Genomic DNA, 15,457 nt, shown 5'->3' with positions numbered 1-15,457 from the left:
AGACTTGCATGACTGCAATAAAGGATGATTATTATCATGTCGGACTGACCGACGAACAAGTGCGGAAGAGCCGCGACGAACATGGAGTAAATTTATTGACGCCTCCTAAACGGCCTTCCTTATGGAAATTGTATCTGGAGAAGTTTGAGGACCCCGTAGTAAGGGTATTGCTGGTTGCCGCTCTGTTTTCTTTGATTATTTCCATTGTAGAGAATGAATATGCCGAGACTATCGGCATTATAGTAGCCATTCTGCTGGCTACCGGTATCGGTTTCTTCTTTGAGTATGATGCCGGAAAGAAGTTTGACCTGCTGAATGCAGTGAACGAAGAAACTTTGGTGAAAGTAATTCGTAACGGACATGTGCAGGAGATTCCCCGTAAAGATGTAGTGGTGGGTGATATAGTGGTGCTGGAAACCGGTGAAGAGGTTCCGGCGGACGGTGAATTGCTGGAAGCCATTTCCCTGCAAGTGAACGAATCGAATCTGACCGGTGAGCCGGTAGTGACGAAAACTACCGTAGAAGCTGACTTTGACGAAGAGGCTACGTATGCTTCCAACCGCATTTTGCGCGGTACAACGGTGGTGGACGGACATGGCACCATGCGTGTGGAGGCTGTGGGCGATGCTACGGAAATCGGTAAAGTGGCACGTCAAAGTACCGAACAGAATACGGAACCTACTCCGCTGAATATTCAGTTGACCAAATTGGCCAATCTGATTGGAAAGATTGGCTTTTCCGTAGCGGGTCTGGCTTTTCTCATTTTCTTTGTAAAGGATGTGGTACTGGTCTATGACTTTTCTTCATTTCATACCTTCCGTGATTGGCTGCCGGCCTTGCAGGCTACTTTGCAATACTTTATGATGGCGGTTACCCTGATTGTGGTGGCTGTGCCCGAAGGCTTGCCGATGAGCGTGACACTCAGTCTGGCGTTGAATATGCGTCGCATGCTCTCCACCAACAACCTGGTGCGCAAGATGCATGCATGCGAGACGATGGGAGCCATTACAGTGATTTGTACCGACAAGACCGGTACATTGACCCAAAATCTGATGCAGGTGCATGAACCCAATTTCTATGGTTTGAAGAATAACGGGCAGCTGGGGAATGATGACCTCAGCAAGCTGGTAATGGAAGGTATCAGTGCTAACTCTACTGCTTTTCTGGAAGAAGAGGTGACTGGCGAGAAGCCGAAAGGGGTGGGTAACCCCACGGAGGTGGCACTGCTGCTTTGGCTGAACAGCCAAGGATGCGACTATCTGGCGCTGCGTGAGAAAGCTACGGTTATCGACCAGCTGACTTTCTCTACGGAAAGGAAATTCATGGCTACCCTGGTGCAATCCCCCCTGATTGGGAAGAAGGTGCTGTATGTGAAGGGAGCTCCCGAGATTGTTTTGGGTAAATGCAAGGATGTCATGTTGGACGGCAAGCGTGTGGATGCGGTGGAATACCGTTCTACAGTGGAGGCTCAGTTGCTCAACTACCAGAATATGGCCATGCGCACACTTGGCTTTGCATTCAAGATTGTGGATGATGCGGAAGCGTCTGATTGTGTGTCATTGGTTGCTGAAAATGACTTGTCGTTCCTGGGTGTGGTTGCCATCAGTGATCCTATCCGTCCGGATGTGCCTGCGGCCGTTGCCAAATGCCAGTCGGCAGGTATCGGAGTGAAGATTGTGACGGGAGATACACCGGGTACAGCTACCGAGATAGCACGTCAGATTGGTCTGTGGAAACCGGAGGATACGGAAAAGAACCGCATTACGGGAGCTGCATTTGCCGAATTGACGGATGAGGAGGCATTGGACCGTGTGATGGACTTGAAGATAATGTCGCGTGCACGCCCCACAGACAAACAGCGTCTGGTGCAACTGTTGCAGCAGAAAGGTGCGGTAGTGGCTGTGACGGGTGACGGCACGAATGATGCTCCTGCGCTGAACCATGCGCAAGTGGGACTTTCGATGGGTACCGGGACCTCCGTTGCCAAGGAGGCCAGCGACATCACGCTGCTGGATGACTCCTTCAACAGTATAGGTACGGCCGTGATGTGGGGACGTTCTCTATATAAGAATATACAGCGTTTCATTGTTTTTCAACTGACTATCAATTTTGTGGCTTTGTTTATCGTTCTCCTGGGTTCACTGGTGGGTACGACGCTTCCTTTGACCGTCACGCAGATGTTGTGGGTGAACCTGATTATGGATACGTTTGCGGCCCTGGCCCTGGCGTCCATTCCACCCAGTGAGAGCGTGATGAAGGAAAAACCGCGTAAGAGTACGGATTTCATTATAACCAAGTCCATGAGGTATTACATTCTGGGAATGGGGTCTGCCTTCCTGGTGTTACTTATGGGAATGCTCTTCTGGTTTAACAGTGAAGAGGGGGGGATGACTACCTATCGGTTGACTGTGTTCTTCACGTTCTTTGTTATGCTTCAGTTCTGGAACTTGTTCAATGCACGTGTGTTCGGCACTTCGGACTCGGCGTTCAAGGGCATTTCTAAATCTTATGGCATGGAGCTGATTATACTTGCCATTTTGGGCGGACAGATACTGATTGTACAGTTTGGTGGAGCTGTATTCCGCACAGTGCCGCTCGATTTTATGACTTGGATGACGATTGTCGTTTCTACTTCGTTTGTTTTGTGGATAGGTGAACTGGTTCGCCTTATCCGACGTTTAACACAGAAATAGTGATGAAAAGAAGAGGAATCAAGAACCTTATTATTGATTTTGGCGGAGTTCTGATTGATTTGGACCGCCAGCGCTGTTTAGAGAATTTCAGAAAGCTGGGATTGCCGGACGTGGAAGTCATGTTGGACCTCTATCACCAGCAGGATTTCTTCCAGAAATATGAAAAAGGGTTGATTACCAGTGCGGAGTTCCGGGAAGTGATTCGTGGAAAGATAGGGAAACCGGTGACTGATGCCCAGATAGATGACGCCTGGAACAGTTTCCTAGTGAGTATTCCTACTTTTAAATTGGATTTACTGTTGGAACTGCGCAAAAAATATGTGGTCTATCTGCTGAGCAACACCAATGAAATCCATTGGCAATGGTCGTGTCTGCACGCGTTTCGCTACAAGGCTTTCCGTGCGGAGGACTTTTTTGAGCATATCTATCTCTCTTATGAGATGAAGATGGCAAAACCGGATGCCGATATATTTCAGAAAGTACTGGATGAGACCGGTATTCTTCCCAACGAGACTCTTTTCATTGACGATTCTGAGGCCAATTGCCGGACAGCGGAGGCGTTGGGTATTTCTACCTATACGCCAAAGGCCCACGAGGATTGGAGACATGCAGTTGTTTTGTGAAACATCGGACATTGGTTCCCGTCCAAGTGTAGCCACTATCGGTTTCTTTGACGGAGTACATCGGGGACACCGCTACCTGATAGAGCAAGTGTGTGCGGTAGCTGCCGGGCGTGGGCTTGCTTCGTCGGTCGTGACTTTTCCGGTACATCCGCGTAAAGTGATGCAGGCCGATTATCATCCGAAGTTATTGACCACTTGTGATGAGAAAGTTTCCCTGCTTGCCAAGACTGGGGTGGATTATTGCATGATGCTTGATTTTACTCCTGAAATAGCCCGGCTTTCGGCACGGGAATTCATGTCCATACTGAAGGATCGCTATCAGATACAAGCTTTGGTAGTGGGGTACGACCATCGTTTCGGGCATAACCGCAGCGAGGGTTTTGAAGACTATGTGCACTATGGTCGCGAATTGGGTATGGAGGTGCTTCTTGCGCGCGCGTATTCTTATAGTAAGGAGACATCGGTAACGGAGGTTACTGTCAGCTCCTCGGCTATTCGCGGTCTGTTGCTGGAGGGAAACGTTTCGGAAGCTGCCGAGTATCTGGGATATGATTTCTTTTTGGACGGTACGGTTGTCGGTGGCTATCAGGTGGGGCGTAAGATAGGTTTCCCTACGGCTAATCTCCGTGTTTCCGATCCTGACAAGCTGATTCCCTGCGATGGTGTGTATGCCGTCCGTGTCTGTGTTGAAGGCAAGGAGTACGGCGGTATGCTAAGCATTGGCTACCGGCCTACGTTGGAGAACGGACCCGATCGCAGTATTGAGGTCCATATATTCCGGTTTGATGCTGATATTTATCAGCAGCCGATGCGTCTTTCCTTTGTGCGCCGCACCCGTCCTGAACTGAAATTCGACAGTATAGAAGAACTTATTGCCCAGCTTCACCGTGACGAGGTGGAGATTAAATCCATTCTTTCTTTATAAACATAAGGCGAGGTCATTTATCCCCTTGCAGTTCTATGTATTTTCCCGTTTGAAGTGTTTGTTTTCTGTATATTTATCGTAAAACGCGTTTTTTTTATTGTTTTTCGATAAATATTTTCTGTTTTTCTTTGTCATATCAAAAAAAGGCCTTTTATTTGCATATCGAAAAACGATAAATGATTATCGAAAAACAAAATAAAGAACTAATAAAACAATAACGGTATGAAAACTTTAGTAATGACAACAATCTTTGTAGTGACAGTAGTGATAAATGCTTTTGGTGGTAATATCCAGGAAAACTTTGCCTATAATGAAGTGATGAACGGAAATCAGGTGGAGTCCCAAATTGTATATAAAGTAGAGAACGGTAAGTTTCTGCAGAACCATTTGAAATACAATTTCACCTATGATGCCCAAGGGCGTACGATACAGAAGGAGGCGTTGAGATGGAACGAGATTGAGCAGGCGTTTGAACGCTTCTATTGCTTGAACTACAATTATACAGAAGCCGGTACGGATGTGGAATATGCCTTGTGGGACAACAAGACGCATGCCTACTCCGATGTGAAGGAAAAAGCTGTTTATCTGCAGGCGGGAGATGACATCAACTACTTGAGTTACAAATGGAGTAAGAAGGACAACGACTGGAATCTGTTGGTGGAACATGCCACTGCGGAGGAAGACGTATTGCTCCTGGCAGTAAAATAAATGAAGAACAATATAGAAATGAGGGAGGGGTTTAGGTTATGAGAAGAGCATTCATGAGTATTACACTATTGGTATTGTCACTTTCTACAGTGATGGTGCTGCTGATGGGACTTGTTGCCACAGCTTGACAGATTGACAGAGAAAATGTGTATCTTTGCGAACTTTTAGACGAATAGAACAATGAAAACGGCAATAAAACTAGTATTGATTTACTTTTTGATGCAGATTGTAGGAGCACTGTTTGCAGGACCTTTCTGTCTGCTGTATACGTATTTCGCTTATGGAACTTTCGACATGGACAAGGCTGGTCAGATTGCTGTGGCGCCTACCATGCTGCTGGGCTTTGTTTTCATGGGACTGTACTTGTGGCGCAAGAACTACCTGACGGGAGACAAGCATCTGTATTCTCCGGTGTCAGTCCCTTATCTGGCATGGAGCCTGCTTGCCGGAATGACTTCCATATGTATAATAGGTCTTCTGATGTCCGAACTTACTTTTTTGCCCAATTTGTTGGACCAGACATTTGATATACTGCAATCCGGTTGGCTGGGTATTCTCTGTATTTCTGTTTTGGGACCCGTACTGGAAGAACTGCTTTTCCGTGGTGCCATTACCAAGGAGCTGCTTCGCAGATATAGCCCGGCAAAGGCTATCTTGTTTTCCGGGTTGATATTTGGTATCTTTCATCTGAATCCGGTTCAGATAATAGGTGCTTGCCTCATCGGTTTCTTGCTTGCCTGGCTTTATTATAAGACACGGAGTCTTATGGCATGTATTCTGATACATATCATGAATAACGGCTTGTCTGTCTATCTGAGCCTGAAACATCCTGAAATGGAGGATGTGACACATCTGCTGAGTAACCCGTATGTACTGGTTTGGGCAGTGGTTTTCATATTGTTGCTTCTACTCTCCTTGAAACAACTGAATAAATATAATATATCTGATACTAATACAACAACTGAATTATGAAAAGAAGATTGAACATTCTCTGCCTGGTGGTAATGCTTGTACTGAGTTACTCGGTATTGGAGCAGGGGTACTATATCTTTCTGGGAGCCAAGATGGGGGCGCAGACCGGACTGGAGCTGGGAAAGAAAGGGAGTGACATTGCTGCCTACAAGGAACTGATGAACCTAAAGGTTGTCAACCTGATACCTTCTTCCATGGAGTCGTTTGATTTCTTCAGGGATTCCGTCTACAATGAGAAAAGCAGGAGTTATGTGCCTGCAGCCTACTCTTCGTTGATGGTCAGCGTAGATTCTCATGATTCTGTCGGGAAAGTGGTGGCAAAGTATTTGCTGATATATCTGCATTTGGGCTTTTCCCTTTGGGCGGTAGTATTGTTTATCCGCTTGATAATCTCTATCAACAAGTCCGACATCTTCAACTGGCGGAATGTACGTCGGCTGCGTCGATTGGGAATGGCACTGGTTGTCAGCTTCTGCTGTACCTTTGCGTCATCATATCTTGATTTTATAGGTATCGATACCGTATTCTCGCTGCATGGTTACGAGCTGAGCCTCTCAGAATTGGTGAGCACTACCACGCTGGTACTTGGGCTTTGTTCGCTGATTGTAGGTGAAGTGTTTGCCATTGGATTGAAAATGAAGGAAGAGCAGGATTTGACGATTTAATAATAAGAAGAACGGACAGAGATATGAATAAAATCAGAGTATGTGCCTTCCTGGCTTTGGTAGTGTTTATTGGTAGTGTTGTAACGGATATGTTTAGTGGATTTATGGACGGCTGGAATGAGGCGGGCGACCAGAAGGATTTTCATGCCTTACCCTCTGTGTCACTTTTGGTGCGGGCAGATGATACGCTGCCTGCTGATACTTTGATTAGTGCGGCACAGGATACGCCCATGTATTGCAATACAAGTGAGGTATCGGTGCAAGGTTTCCGTAGTACGAAGTGGCGGTGGGTATCGTTCTTGCTGTTTCCTGCGGGACTGTTTGCGCTTTACGGGTTCTATAGTGTGGCGCGGCTGGTGCTTACTGCCACGAAAGGCGAGGTGTTTGTGCACAAGAATGTGCGTCGGATGCGCATCTTTGTCTATGCGCTGATTTCGGTGAGTCTTTTATTCGAGTTGCAGCAATGGGGCATCTATCATGACTTGGCTTCTCAAGTGCGGCTGGAGGGATACGAGGTGTTGCCTTATTCTTTCAAGTATGCTTGGTTCAATTATATGCTGTTGGCATTGTTCACCGAGATATTCGCCATCGGCGTGAAGATAAAGGAAGAGCAGGATTTAACGGTTTAATGTGGGGGGAGGATTATGAAAAAGATAAGTATATTGGGTATCCTGGCTATATTGGTCATTGTTGCAGAGTTTACCTATGCGATGATAGCAGGCTGGGTGGATATGAAGAATAGTTTTCTTGAGGGTTACAATAGTGTAAATGTGCATTCGGGAACTCCACAGCCGGAGTATTCCGGTTTATTTGATAAGGTATATGTGGATGTTAGACCTTTGGAAACGACAGCAGTCGATTCCTTGACGAATCGTTTTGCCGATAAGTCAGTACCTTATCAGGTAAAGAGAATAGGCACTGTGATTGTCCCCACTGTCTGGAGTTCCATAGTGAACTTCTTTGCCATGTTTGCCATCATTCCTTTCTTTGTAGGAATCTATTGTCTGATACGTTTGCTGGTATCCATCTCAAAGCGGGAAGTGTTTACTTCGGATAATGTAGCCCGGTTGCGTTTCTTTACTTATTCGTTTGCTGCATTGTACGGCTTGATGACTTTGCACGATTGGCTGAATCATCTTGAAGCAGTGAAGCAAGTGGCTCTGCTGGGCTATGAAGTGGTTGCATCGCATGATACGGATTTCACATCCCTGGTTATTATAATTCTTTTCACCGAGATATTTGCCGCCGGGGTGAAGATAAAGGAAGAACAGGACTTGACTATTTAAAAGTGAGAGGAGGGATTATGACACTTATGACACTTATGAAACAAAAGGAACCAAAGGAACCAAAGAGACGGATAGCGCTTATTATGAATGTGCTGTTTTATTTCTGTGGACTATGTATTGGTGGCGGCATTGTTCGTAATCTGACATTGTGCTATGAGTTGGGAAAGGATGATACTGCTAATTTTATCTGGCACATATTACCCGAATCAGTAACAATGCTGGTGATGACAATATGTGGCTTGTGTATTTTTCTCATTCTCCGCAATGTGAAGAAAGAGGAAGTGTTTGTTTATCAGAATTCATCTTTGATACAAACCATTGGGGTGCTGATAGCATTGAATGGGCTTTTTCAGGTAACTCTCTCCTGGGTTACTCCCGAAGGAGTACCGACTGATACTTCTTATCGGATATTCGTGTTATTGGGAGTTTTCATCATCTTTATGGGCTATCTTTTTAAGATGGGAGTTCGTATGCGTGAGGAACAAGAGTTGACGATTTAAATAAAAGTGAAGAGCGCGATATGAAGAAAAGTGTGAAATATGGTCTGTATTTCGTTGTCGGACTTGTGGCGGTTTTATTGTTGGCAAGTATTGTCTATTTTCTCCTCTTGTTTCCGGCCTTTGACGGGAAGTGGAAAGTCTATATTGTAATGCCGTGGATGTATCTGTGCATATATGGTTATTACCGGTTGACGAAACGGTACACTGACTGGTGGTGTGAGTGGGAAAAGAATAATTGATAAATAGAACACAATTATATGATTATAGTAAACCTTGACATAATGATGGCCCGAAGAAAGATATCTTTGGGCGAACTGGCGGAGAAGATTGATATTACGCCTGCCAATCTCTCTATTCTCAAAACCGGAAAGGCTAAGGCCATCCGTTTCTCTACACTGGAAGCAATCTGTAAGGAACTTGATTGCCAGCCGGGGGATATACTGGAGTTTAAGGAGGGATAAATAGGGAGAAGAAGGCGCAAGTAGAGGTTGAAATGCTTACCGCCTTAAGAAACTCCGTTTACGTACTACAGTAAACACCTTTACATACTACGGTAAACGCCTTTACATACTATGGTAAACGTCGTTACTTCATAATGTAAAAACCGTTACATTCTGGAGTAATGTCTTTTCCTGATTTAGCTAGACGCTTTTTCTTTTTATAACCGATATCAGTAGACGGTTCTTGGAATGTTGTACTGGTTCAGTAGTCACTTCTTCCCAAGCCCTGCTGATATAGTAGACACAGCAAAGTGAGTTGTCCTGATTCTGTTGACAGTCATCCTGCTGCATTTGCAGAGCCCGTGCTTGCTTGTCCGGCAAGACTGGGTGCCCCTAAAAGAGGCATTCTGTCTTTGTCAGGTGCGCTGTCCTGCGCCTTCGCCCGGACTTGCTGTCCGGCTTTGCAAAGATATTGCATCCTTCTTTTTATTGCTACTTGTGGAAGGATATTTTTTCTTCTTCCACATTTTCTTCTGTATTCCCTTCTCCAGATGCGCCACAGCAGGTATTTTATACCCGATACTCATATGCGGTCTGCGATGGTTATAGAAATGTATGTAGCGAGCTATGACATTTCTTGCATGCCCGATTTCGTTGAACCGGCCTCGAGGATGGCTGCTTTCCGCCTTAATAATCCCGTTGATACGTTCCGCAACGGCATTGTCGGTGGGTTTGTAGTCTTCCGTCATACTGATGGCAATGCCATGTTTCTGAAGAAGTGCCACGTATGGGTCGCAACAGTATTGTACGCCACGGTCCGAGTGATGTATCAGGCCCGTAAGATTTTCATCTCCTGTCATTTCAACAGCCTGCTCTATAGCCTGTTGCAATGCATTGATGGTTGCCGATACCCGTAAGGTGTCGGCAAGCACCCATCCCACTATCTTATGGGAGTAGGCATCCGTAATCAGATGCAGATAACAGACTTCACCATTGGCAAGTGGTATATAAGTAATGTCGCTGACCCACAACTGGTTGGCTGAAGTCAAGGTCAGTCCTTTGATTAGGTTCTTCCACTTGTGGTAGCGATGGTTGGAGTTCGTCGTATGCCGGGTCTTGCGGGCAGGAAGCATCAAGCGGTGTTGCCGGAGCAATGCATAAAAGCTGTCCCGCCCAGGCATGAACCCGGCTCCAAAAAGCACGGTGAGCATAATCCACAGTTTGTAACAGCCTATACCCGGATCTTCGATACGGATATCACGGACAGCATCCAGCATGAGACGTTCCCTATGTATCTGACTCTCAATGTCAGCCTTTGACTGGTAGTAGGCTTGACGACAATGGCCAAACAGACGGCAGGCCAACGCAACTTTCAGGTTGCGCTGACTGACCAGTTCCGTTACGATTTGGCCCCAGATTTTTTTCTGATAGGGATGTTGAAGAGTTCTTCAGCACGCGTAATCATCAACTCACGGGCTTCTGTTTCCAGCTTGGAGAAAGACAGAGCTTTCTCCAGCTCTTTAATGCGCTTTTTTAATTGGGTATTTTCATCTTTGTAGGCTTCCTTGCTGCGATTGGACATATCTGGTGATTCTTGTTCAGAAGGCAAAGATAGCTCTTCTGCTAAATTTGAATACTTTTTAATCCAACTATTTAGCAAGGCAGGGCAACAAATGCCATGTGCCCGGCAAAAGGCATGCTTACTCATACCTGATTGGTAGTAAGAGTGAAGAAAAAACAGTTTTTCATCTTCACGATAAAGCTTTCGTTTTGAAGTCATAATAGTAACACATTTATTAGTTTGTAAATGTGTCTACCTATATCAGGATAAGACAAACGGCTTTTACATTATAGGGTAAACATCCGGTAAATATAATCTGCTGATTATTAGCTTATATATTGTCGGTCGTAACCTTTAGATGTCTTTCGCTTTGAAGGCCAGCGCATACATTCGCATCTGCTTTACCATAGACAGCAGTCCGTTGCTACGGGTGGGCGACAAGTGTTCCTTCAGTCCTATTTTATCAATGAAATAGAGGTCGGCGTTCAGTATCTCATCCGGTGTGTGCCCGGAGAGTACTTTGATAAGCAGTGAAATGATTCCTTTCACAATCAGTGCGTCGCTTTCGGCCTGGAAAATAATTTTTCCGTCCACTTCGTCTGCCTGCAGCCATACGCGGCTCTGGCAACCTTCAATCAGGTTTTGTTCCGTCTTGTATTTTTCGTCGAGCGGTTCCTGCTCGTTTCCTAAATCAATAAGAAGTTGGTACCGGTCCATCCAATCGTCGAAATCATTGAATTCGGCAATTACTTCATCTTGTACTTCGTTGATACTTATCATGGAATTTACTATTTACGATTTACTATTTGATTGTCTATTTCTCATTGTAGATGACTTCGAGCAAGGTCTGTCCCACTGCGTTGAGAGTGCCCTTGTCGATGATGTCCATGGTGTCGTCTATCGTGTGCCAGAAGTCACCGAAGCCGGTGTCGCAGTTCGGGTCATAGTTGATGATGTCTACGCAGGGAATCTGCCGCAGGTTGTATACATACATATGGTCGTCTGTCACTTCGGTGCCTTTTTCTTTGGGGAAGAAGTTGCCGAAGCCCAGGCGGTGGGCTGTGTTCCATATCTTGTTCACGTACTTACCGGCGGTTCTTTGAGAGAACTGTTCCTTGTAGAAGGTGGCGTTCTTTCCACCCACCATGTCGAGCAGGATGCCGTAGCGGGCATTATAGCCGTCTACATGAGGTACTCGTCCCCAATATTGCGAGCCCAGGCACCAAGTGTCGTTCTTGTATGCACCTTGATAGAAGTAGGGGATGCCATAGTCTTCGGCGTCAAAGAAGATGATGTCGATGCCTATGGCTGGAGCCTGCTGCTGTAGTTGGCGGGCCACTTCGAGCAATACGCCCACACCGCTGGCTCCATCGTTCACACCCAGGATGGGGCTGTGATGCTTCGTCTTGTCGGCATCCTGGTCGGCATAAGGACGGCTGTCCCAATGGGCACAGAGCAGTACACGCCTTTTGCTTTCCGGATTATAGGCGCCGATAACATTGCGCGCTTTCAGGATGGTGTTGTCGTAAGCCACCAGGTCGGCATGCTGGTTGTATACTTTGGCGCCGAATTCTTCCAGCTTCTTGGCAAGGAATTCTCCGCAGGCTTTGTGGGCGGCGGTGTTGGGCACGCGCGGACCAAAATCCGCTTGGGTCTGTATGTATTGGTATGCACTGTCTGCACTGAACTGGGGCACTTGGACAGTCGCTTTGGTCGCATCGCCCTCACTGTCATTATCGGCTGCAGACTTGCTGCTGTTGTTGCTGCATGCCACTATCGCTACAATCAGCAACAGCAGCAACGGGATGAATGTATAATTCCGTTTCATTCTCTTTCTGTATTAAAACTTAGTTTCACTTCTTTCTTTCCAACTTTCAGTGTTACCGCAGCGCCGTTTATCAGCGGTACATTCATGCTGACATGTCCGACGGGAAAATCGAAACATATCGGGTAATCGTATTCCTTCACCAAATCGGCCAATGCGCCATATAGGTCTTTTCCCAGGGACTTGTTCTCCTCGTATTCGGTGAATTGTCCGATGATGAGGCCGGAAAGCTTGTCGAGGACACCTCCCAGTTTGAGATTGTACATCATGCGTTCCACCGCATGCGGGCGTTCTCCCACATCTTCGATGAAGAGGATGGTGCCTTCGGCGGGAATATCGTAAGGAGTACCACGCAGCCCGTAGAACACAGACAAATTGCCGCCGCGCAACACGCCTTTTCCCTCTCCCTTATGATTTAGTTTGTGCCCCGGGCAGACATAACTGAATGCTTCGGTTCCTCCCAATGCCTGCCCGAACAGTATATCCTTCAGTGCTTGTGTGCAGAAGTCGTCTTCCGGTTCTACTGTGAGATGGCGCGCCATGGGGGCGTGCAACGACGCGAAGCCATTCTGCTGGAACAGATTATGGAGGGCGGTGATGTCACTGAATCCGATGAGCCATTTGGGATGCTGCCTGAACTTGGTAAAATCCAGTTTGCCTATCAGATGCACGGCTCCGTAACCGCCCCGACTACAGAATATGACTTTGGCTTCTTCATCGTCCATGGCTTCCTGCAGGTCCTCGAGGCGTTGCCGGATATTTCCTGCATACGTTCCGTTGGAACTCCCCGCGTGCTTTGCGAATACGACTTCCAGCCCCCAGGACTTCAAACGTTTGTAGGCGCCTTTCAGGAAAGATTTGTCAATCTTGCTGGAAGGGGAGAGAACAATGACACGGTCACCTTCCTGCAGATACGGAGGGAAAATAAGACTACCCATATATATTATCAATCTATTTTGGGCAAAAGTACACAATTCACCACAGATATCACAGATTAACACGGATTTTTAACAGAAGAGAGGGAGGTTATATATGATATATAATCAACAGAGTAATTCAAATTCTGTTCAAATCCGTGTCAATCTGTGTAATCTGTGGTGAACATATCAAAATGATATTAAACATATAAAATTTCAACGGGGCAAATGCTGTATTTCTCGACATTTTTTTAGATATTTGCTAAAAATCTAACGTTATGGAACCGATACGGAACTTTGCCCAGTTAACAGCCCACCTGAAAACCTTGAATAAGAGGAAACGTATTGCGGTAGTCTGTGCCAATGACCCTAATACAGAATATGCCATATCCCGTGCCTTGGAGGAGGGGATTGCGGAATTTCTGATGATTGGCGATTCTGCCATATTGGAAAAATATCCCACTTTGAAGAAATATCCTCAATATGTCAGTACCTTGCATATAGAAGATTCCGATGAGGCTGCACGTGAGGCGGTGCGTATCGTACGCGAGGGTGGAGCGGACATCCTGATGAAAGGCATCATCAATACCGACAATTTGCTACGTGCCATTCTGGACAAGGAACATGGTTTGTTGCCTAAAGGAAAGATTCTGACCCATCTGGCCGTGATGCAAATACCTACTTACGATAAACTGCTCTTTTTCTCCGATGCTGCGGTCATTCCCCGCCCGACGCTGCAACAGCGCATTGAAATGATTTGGTATGCCATCCATACTTGCCGCTATTTCGGGATAGAGCAGCCACGTATCGCGCTGATTCATTGCACGGAGAAGGTAAGCGCCAAATTCCCCCATTCATTGGACTATGTGAATATTGTGGAACTGGCGGAAGCCGGAGAGTTCGGCAATGTCATCATCGACGGCCCGCTGGATGTGAAGACCTCTTGTGAGAAGACGAGCGGTAACATCAAAGGCATTGTATCACCGATTGACGGGGAGGCGGATGTGTTGATATTCCCAAACATCGAATCGGGCAATGCTTTTTATAAGGCTGTATCTCTGTTTTCTCATGCCGATATGGCCGGGTTGCTGCAAGGACCCTCATGTCCGGTGGTATTACCGTCGCGTAGCGATTCCGGTTTGTCCAAATATTACAGCATTGCCATGGCTTGCCTGACCAGCGGGGTGAAAGAGCCTTGATTGTAATTAGTAATTTGTAGTTCGTAATTTGTAAATCGTAATCAATGAAAATACTGGCAGTAAATCCCGGTTCCACCTCGACAAAAATTGCTGTCTATGAGGATGAAACTCCCCGTCTGGTACTCAACATCCGGCATTCGGTGGAGGAGCTTTCCCAATTTCCCCGCATCATCGACCAGTTCGAATTCCGCAAGCACTTGGTGCTGGAAGCGCTGGAGGCCAATGACATTCCCTTTAAGTTCGATGCCATCGTCGGCCGTGGGGGATTGTTGAAACCCATTCCTGGCGGTGTGTATGCCGTGAACGATGCCATGTTGGACGATATGCTCCACGCCATGCGTACCCACGCCTGCAACTTAGGTTGTCTGATAGCCCACGAACTTGCCGCCATGCTGCCCGGCTGCCCCTCTTTCATAGCCGATCCCGGCGTGGTGGACGAACTGGACGATGTGGCACGCATCACCGGTTCGCCTCTGATGCCCAGCATCACCATCTGGCACGCCTTGAACCAGCGAGCCATCGCCCGGCGCTATGCTGCCGAGCGTAGTGCCCTGCAGCCCGAAGCTCCCGTGCATTACGAAGACCTCAATCTGATTGTCTGTCACTTGGGTGGAGGCGTTTCCGTAGGAGTCCACCGCCACGGCCGTGCGGTGGACGTGCCCAATGCCCTCGACGGTTTCGGTCCTTTTTCGCCCGAACGTGCAGGTACCCTGCCCGCCGGGCAACTGATAGACCTTTGTCACTCGGGGCGTTACACTACCGAAGAACTGAAGAAACGTATTTCCGGCAAGGCGGGACTTGCCGCCCATTTGGGTACTACCGACATTCCCGCCATAGAGAGGCGCATCGCTGAGGGAGACACCCATGCCGCTTTGGTGCTTGATGCCATGATTTACCGCATTGCCAAGGAGATAGGCGGTGCTGCTGTTGTGCTTTATGGCAAGGTGGACGCCATTCTGCTTACGGGAGGTATGGCACATTCCGAGTACATCACTTCGCGGTTGCAGGAGCGCGTGTCTTTCCTTGCTCCCGTCCACGTCTATCCCGGAGAAGACGAATTGGAAGCATTGGTAATGAATGCGCTGGGAGCTTTGCGTGGAGAGCTTCCGGTGCAGGTTTACCGATAATAATCATATCGCTTTT

Annotated in this window: 18 protein-coding genes; 13 read left to right on the top strand and 5 right to left on the bottom strand. The window is 47.0% G+C overall.

Features of this window, described 5'->3' with window-relative positions:
- Window positions 1-8 precede the first annotated feature (8 nt).
- The 11 genes from NQ510_RS03345 (at window position 9) to NQ510_RS03295 (ending at window position 8,833) form a co-directional block, all read left to right on the top strand.
- Window positions 9-2,693 (top strand): calcium-translocating P-type ATPase, PMCA-type, encoded by a 2,685-nt coding sequence (locus tag NQ510_RS03345; RefSeq protein WP_005830544.1) that lies wholly within the window; start codon window positions 9-11, stop codon window positions 2,691-2,693.
- Between the two features lie 2 nt (window positions 2,694-2,695).
- Complete coding sequence (locus NQ510_RS03340) at window positions 2,696-3,316, top strand: HAD family hydrolase (protein WP_005830542.1); 621 nt, start codon at window positions 2,696-2,698, stop codon at window positions 3,314-3,316.
- A complete protein-coding gene (locus NQ510_RS03335) occupies window positions 3,300-4,241 on the top strand; it encodes a bifunctional riboflavin kinase/FAD synthetase (RefSeq protein WP_005830540.1) in 942 nt (313 codons plus the stop codon). The genes NQ510_RS03340 and NQ510_RS03335 overlap by 17 nt, the downstream gene beginning before the upstream one ends.
- Before the next feature lie 222 nt (window positions 4,242-4,463).
- Window positions 4,464-4,949, top strand: coding sequence for a DUF3836 domain-containing protein (locus tag NQ510_RS03330; RefSeq protein WP_005830538.1), 486 nt, complete (start codon window positions 4,464-4,466; stop codon window positions 4,947-4,949).
- Window positions 4,950-5,129: 180 nt separating this feature from the next.
- Window positions 5,130-5,921, top strand: coding sequence for a CPBP family intramembrane glutamic endopeptidase (locus NQ510_RS03325; protein WP_005830534.1), 792 nt, complete (start codon window positions 5,130-5,132; stop codon window positions 5,919-5,921).
- The gene (locus NQ510_RS03320) at window positions 5,918-6,586 is read left to right on the top strand and encodes a DUF2975 domain-containing protein (RefSeq protein ID WP_005830532.1); all 669 of its coding nucleotides are present in this window, start codon (window positions 5,918-5,920) and stop codon (window positions 6,584-6,586) included. Before NQ510_RS03325 ends, NQ510_RS03320 begins: the two co-directional genes overlap by 4 nt.
- 23 nt (window positions 6,587-6,609) lie before the next feature.
- Window positions 6,610-7,215 (top strand): DUF2975 domain-containing protein, encoded by a 606-nt coding sequence (locus NQ510_RS03315; protein WP_005830530.1) that lies wholly within the window; start codon window positions 6,610-6,612, stop codon window positions 7,213-7,215.
- A 15-nt stretch (window positions 7,216-7,230) separates the two neighbouring features.
- Complete coding sequence (locus tag NQ510_RS03310; RefSeq protein ID WP_005830526.1) at window positions 7,231-7,872, top strand: DUF2975 domain-containing protein; 642 nt, start codon at window positions 7,231-7,233, stop codon at window positions 7,870-7,872.
- Window positions 7,873-7,907: 35 nt separating this feature from the next.
- Entirely contained in the window at window positions 7,908-8,372 is a 465-nt protein-coding gene (locus NQ510_RS03305) for a DUF2975 domain-containing protein (protein ID WP_034525973.1), read from the top strand.
- Window positions 8,373-8,392: 20 nt separating this feature from the next.
- Window positions 8,393-8,611, top strand: a complete 219-nt coding sequence (locus NQ510_RS03300; RefSeq protein ID WP_005830523.1) for a hypothetical protein — start codon at window positions 8,393-8,395, stop codon at window positions 8,609-8,611.
- 18 nt (window positions 8,612-8,629) lie between these two features.
- Window positions 8,630-8,833, top strand: coding sequence for a helix-turn-helix domain-containing protein (locus tag NQ510_RS03295; RefSeq protein WP_005830522.1), 204 nt, complete (start codon window positions 8,630-8,632; stop codon window positions 8,831-8,833).
- A 395-nt stretch (window positions 8,834-9,228) separates the two neighbouring features.
- Here the strand turns inward: NQ510_RS03295 and NQ510_RS03290 are convergent, their stop codons facing one another.
- The 5 genes from NQ510_RS03290 to NQ510_RS03270 all read right to left on the bottom strand — a co-directional run bounded on the left by NQ510_RS03290 (window position 9,229) and on the right by NQ510_RS03270 (window position 13,136).
- Window positions 9,229-10,188 carry an IS3 family transposase gene (locus NQ510_RS03290; protein ID WP_225990577.1) on the bottom strand — a complete coding sequence of 320 codons (960 nt, stop codon included), beginning with the start codon at window positions 10,186-10,188 and terminating at the stop codon, window positions 9,229-9,231.
- A gap of 23 nt (window positions 10,189-10,211) precedes the next feature.
- Complete coding sequence (locus NQ510_RS03285; protein ID WP_005828537.1) at window positions 10,212-10,592, bottom strand: transposase; 381 nt, start codon at window positions 10,590-10,592, stop codon at window positions 10,212-10,214.
- Between the two features lie 135 nt (window positions 10,593-10,727).
- A complete protein-coding gene (locus NQ510_RS03280; protein WP_034525971.1) occupies window positions 10,728-11,150 on the bottom strand; it encodes a SufE family protein in 423 nt (140 codons plus the stop codon).
- A gap of 37 nt (window positions 11,151-11,187) precedes the next feature.
- The gene (locus NQ510_RS03275) at window positions 11,188-12,201 is read right to left on the bottom strand and encodes a M20 family metallopeptidase (protein ID WP_005830510.1); all 1,014 of its coding nucleotides are present in this window, start codon (window positions 12,199-12,201) and stop codon (window positions 11,188-11,190) included.
- Complete coding sequence (locus NQ510_RS03270) at window positions 12,198-13,136, bottom strand: S66 peptidase family protein (RefSeq protein WP_005830507.1); 939 nt, start codon at window positions 13,134-13,136, stop codon at window positions 12,198-12,200. The genes NQ510_RS03275 and NQ510_RS03270 overlap by 4 nt, the downstream gene beginning before the upstream one ends.
- Window positions 13,137-13,393: 257 nt before the next feature.
- Here NQ510_RS03270 and NQ510_RS03265 point away from each other — a divergent pair, with 257 nt between their 5' ends.
- Window positions 13,394-14,314, top strand: coding sequence for a phosphate acyltransferase (locus NQ510_RS03265; RefSeq protein ID WP_005830501.1), 921 nt, complete (start codon window positions 13,394-13,396; stop codon window positions 14,312-14,314).
- Window positions 14,315-14,358: 44 nt separating this feature from the next.
- The gene (gene buk, locus NQ510_RS03260; protein WP_005830498.1) at window positions 14,359-15,441 is read left to right on the top strand and encodes a butyrate kinase; all 1,083 of its coding nucleotides are present in this window, start codon (window positions 14,359-14,361) and stop codon (window positions 15,439-15,441) included.
- Window positions 15,442-15,457: the final 16 nt, after the last annotated feature.

This window comes from Bacteroides uniformis (assembly GCF_025147485.1).
In the GTDB taxonomy this organism is placed as follows: Bacteria; Bacteroidota; Bacteroidia; order Bacteroidales; family Bacteroidaceae; genus Bacteroides; species Bacteroides uniformis.
This window is presented reverse-complemented; position numbering and strand designations above follow the sequence as displayed.

Coding starts and splice junctions, on each gene's coding strand:
- buk (WP_005830498.1), top strand. CDS start 14,359: ATGAAAATACTGGCAGTAAATCCCGGTTCCACCTCGACAAAAATTGCT.
- NQ510_RS03345 (WP_005830544.1), top strand. CDS start 9: ATGACTGCAATAAAGGATGATTATTATCATGTCGGACTGACCGACGAA.
- NQ510_RS03330 (WP_005830538.1), top strand. CDS start 4,464: ATGAAAACTTTAGTAATGACAACAATCTTTGTAGTGACAGTAGTGATA.
- NQ510_RS03325 (WP_005830534.1), top strand. CDS start 5,130: ATGAAAACGGCAATAAAACTAGTATTGATTTACTTTTTGATGCAGATT.
- NQ510_RS03305 (WP_034525973.1), top strand. CDS start 7,908: ATGAAACAAAAGGAACCAAAGGAACCAAAGAGACGGATAGCGCTTATT.
- NQ510_RS03315 (WP_005830530.1), top strand. CDS start 6,610: ATGAATAAAATCAGAGTATGTGCCTTCCTGGCTTTGGTAGTGTTTATT.
- NQ510_RS03300 (WP_005830523.1), top strand. CDS start 8,393: ATGAAGAAAAGTGTGAAATATGGTCTGTATTTCGTTGTCGGACTTGTG.
- NQ510_RS03295 (WP_005830522.1), top strand. CDS start 8,630: ATGATTATAGTAAACCTTGACATAATGATGGCCCGAAGAAAGATATCT.
- NQ510_RS03340 (WP_005830542.1), top strand. CDS start 2,696: ATGAAAAGAAGAGGAATCAAGAACCTTATTATTGATTTTGGCGGAGTT.
- NQ510_RS03335 (WP_005830540.1), top strand. CDS start 3,300: ATGCAGTTGTTTTGTGAAACATCGGACATTGGTTCCCGTCCAAGTGTA.
- NQ510_RS03285 (WP_005828537.1), bottom strand. CDS start 10,592: ATGACTTCAAAACGAAAGCTTTATCGTGAAGATGAAAAACTGTTTTTT.
- NQ510_RS03275 (WP_005830510.1), bottom strand. CDS start 12,201: ATGAAACGGAATTATACATTCATCCCGTTGCTGCTGTTGCTGATTGTA.
- NQ510_RS03310 (WP_005830526.1), top strand. CDS start 7,231: ATGAAAAAGATAAGTATATTGGGTATCCTGGCTATATTGGTCATTGTT.
- NQ510_RS03265 (WP_005830501.1), top strand. CDS start 13,394: ATGGAACCGATACGGAACTTTGCCCAGTTAACAGCCCACCTGAAAACC.
- NQ510_RS03270 (WP_005830507.1), bottom strand. CDS start 13,136: ATGGGTAGTCTTATTTTCCCTCCGTATCTGCAGGAAGGTGACCGTGTC.
- NQ510_RS03320 (WP_005830532.1), top strand. CDS start 5,918: ATGAAAAGAAGATTGAACATTCTCTGCCTGGTGGTAATGCTTGTACTG.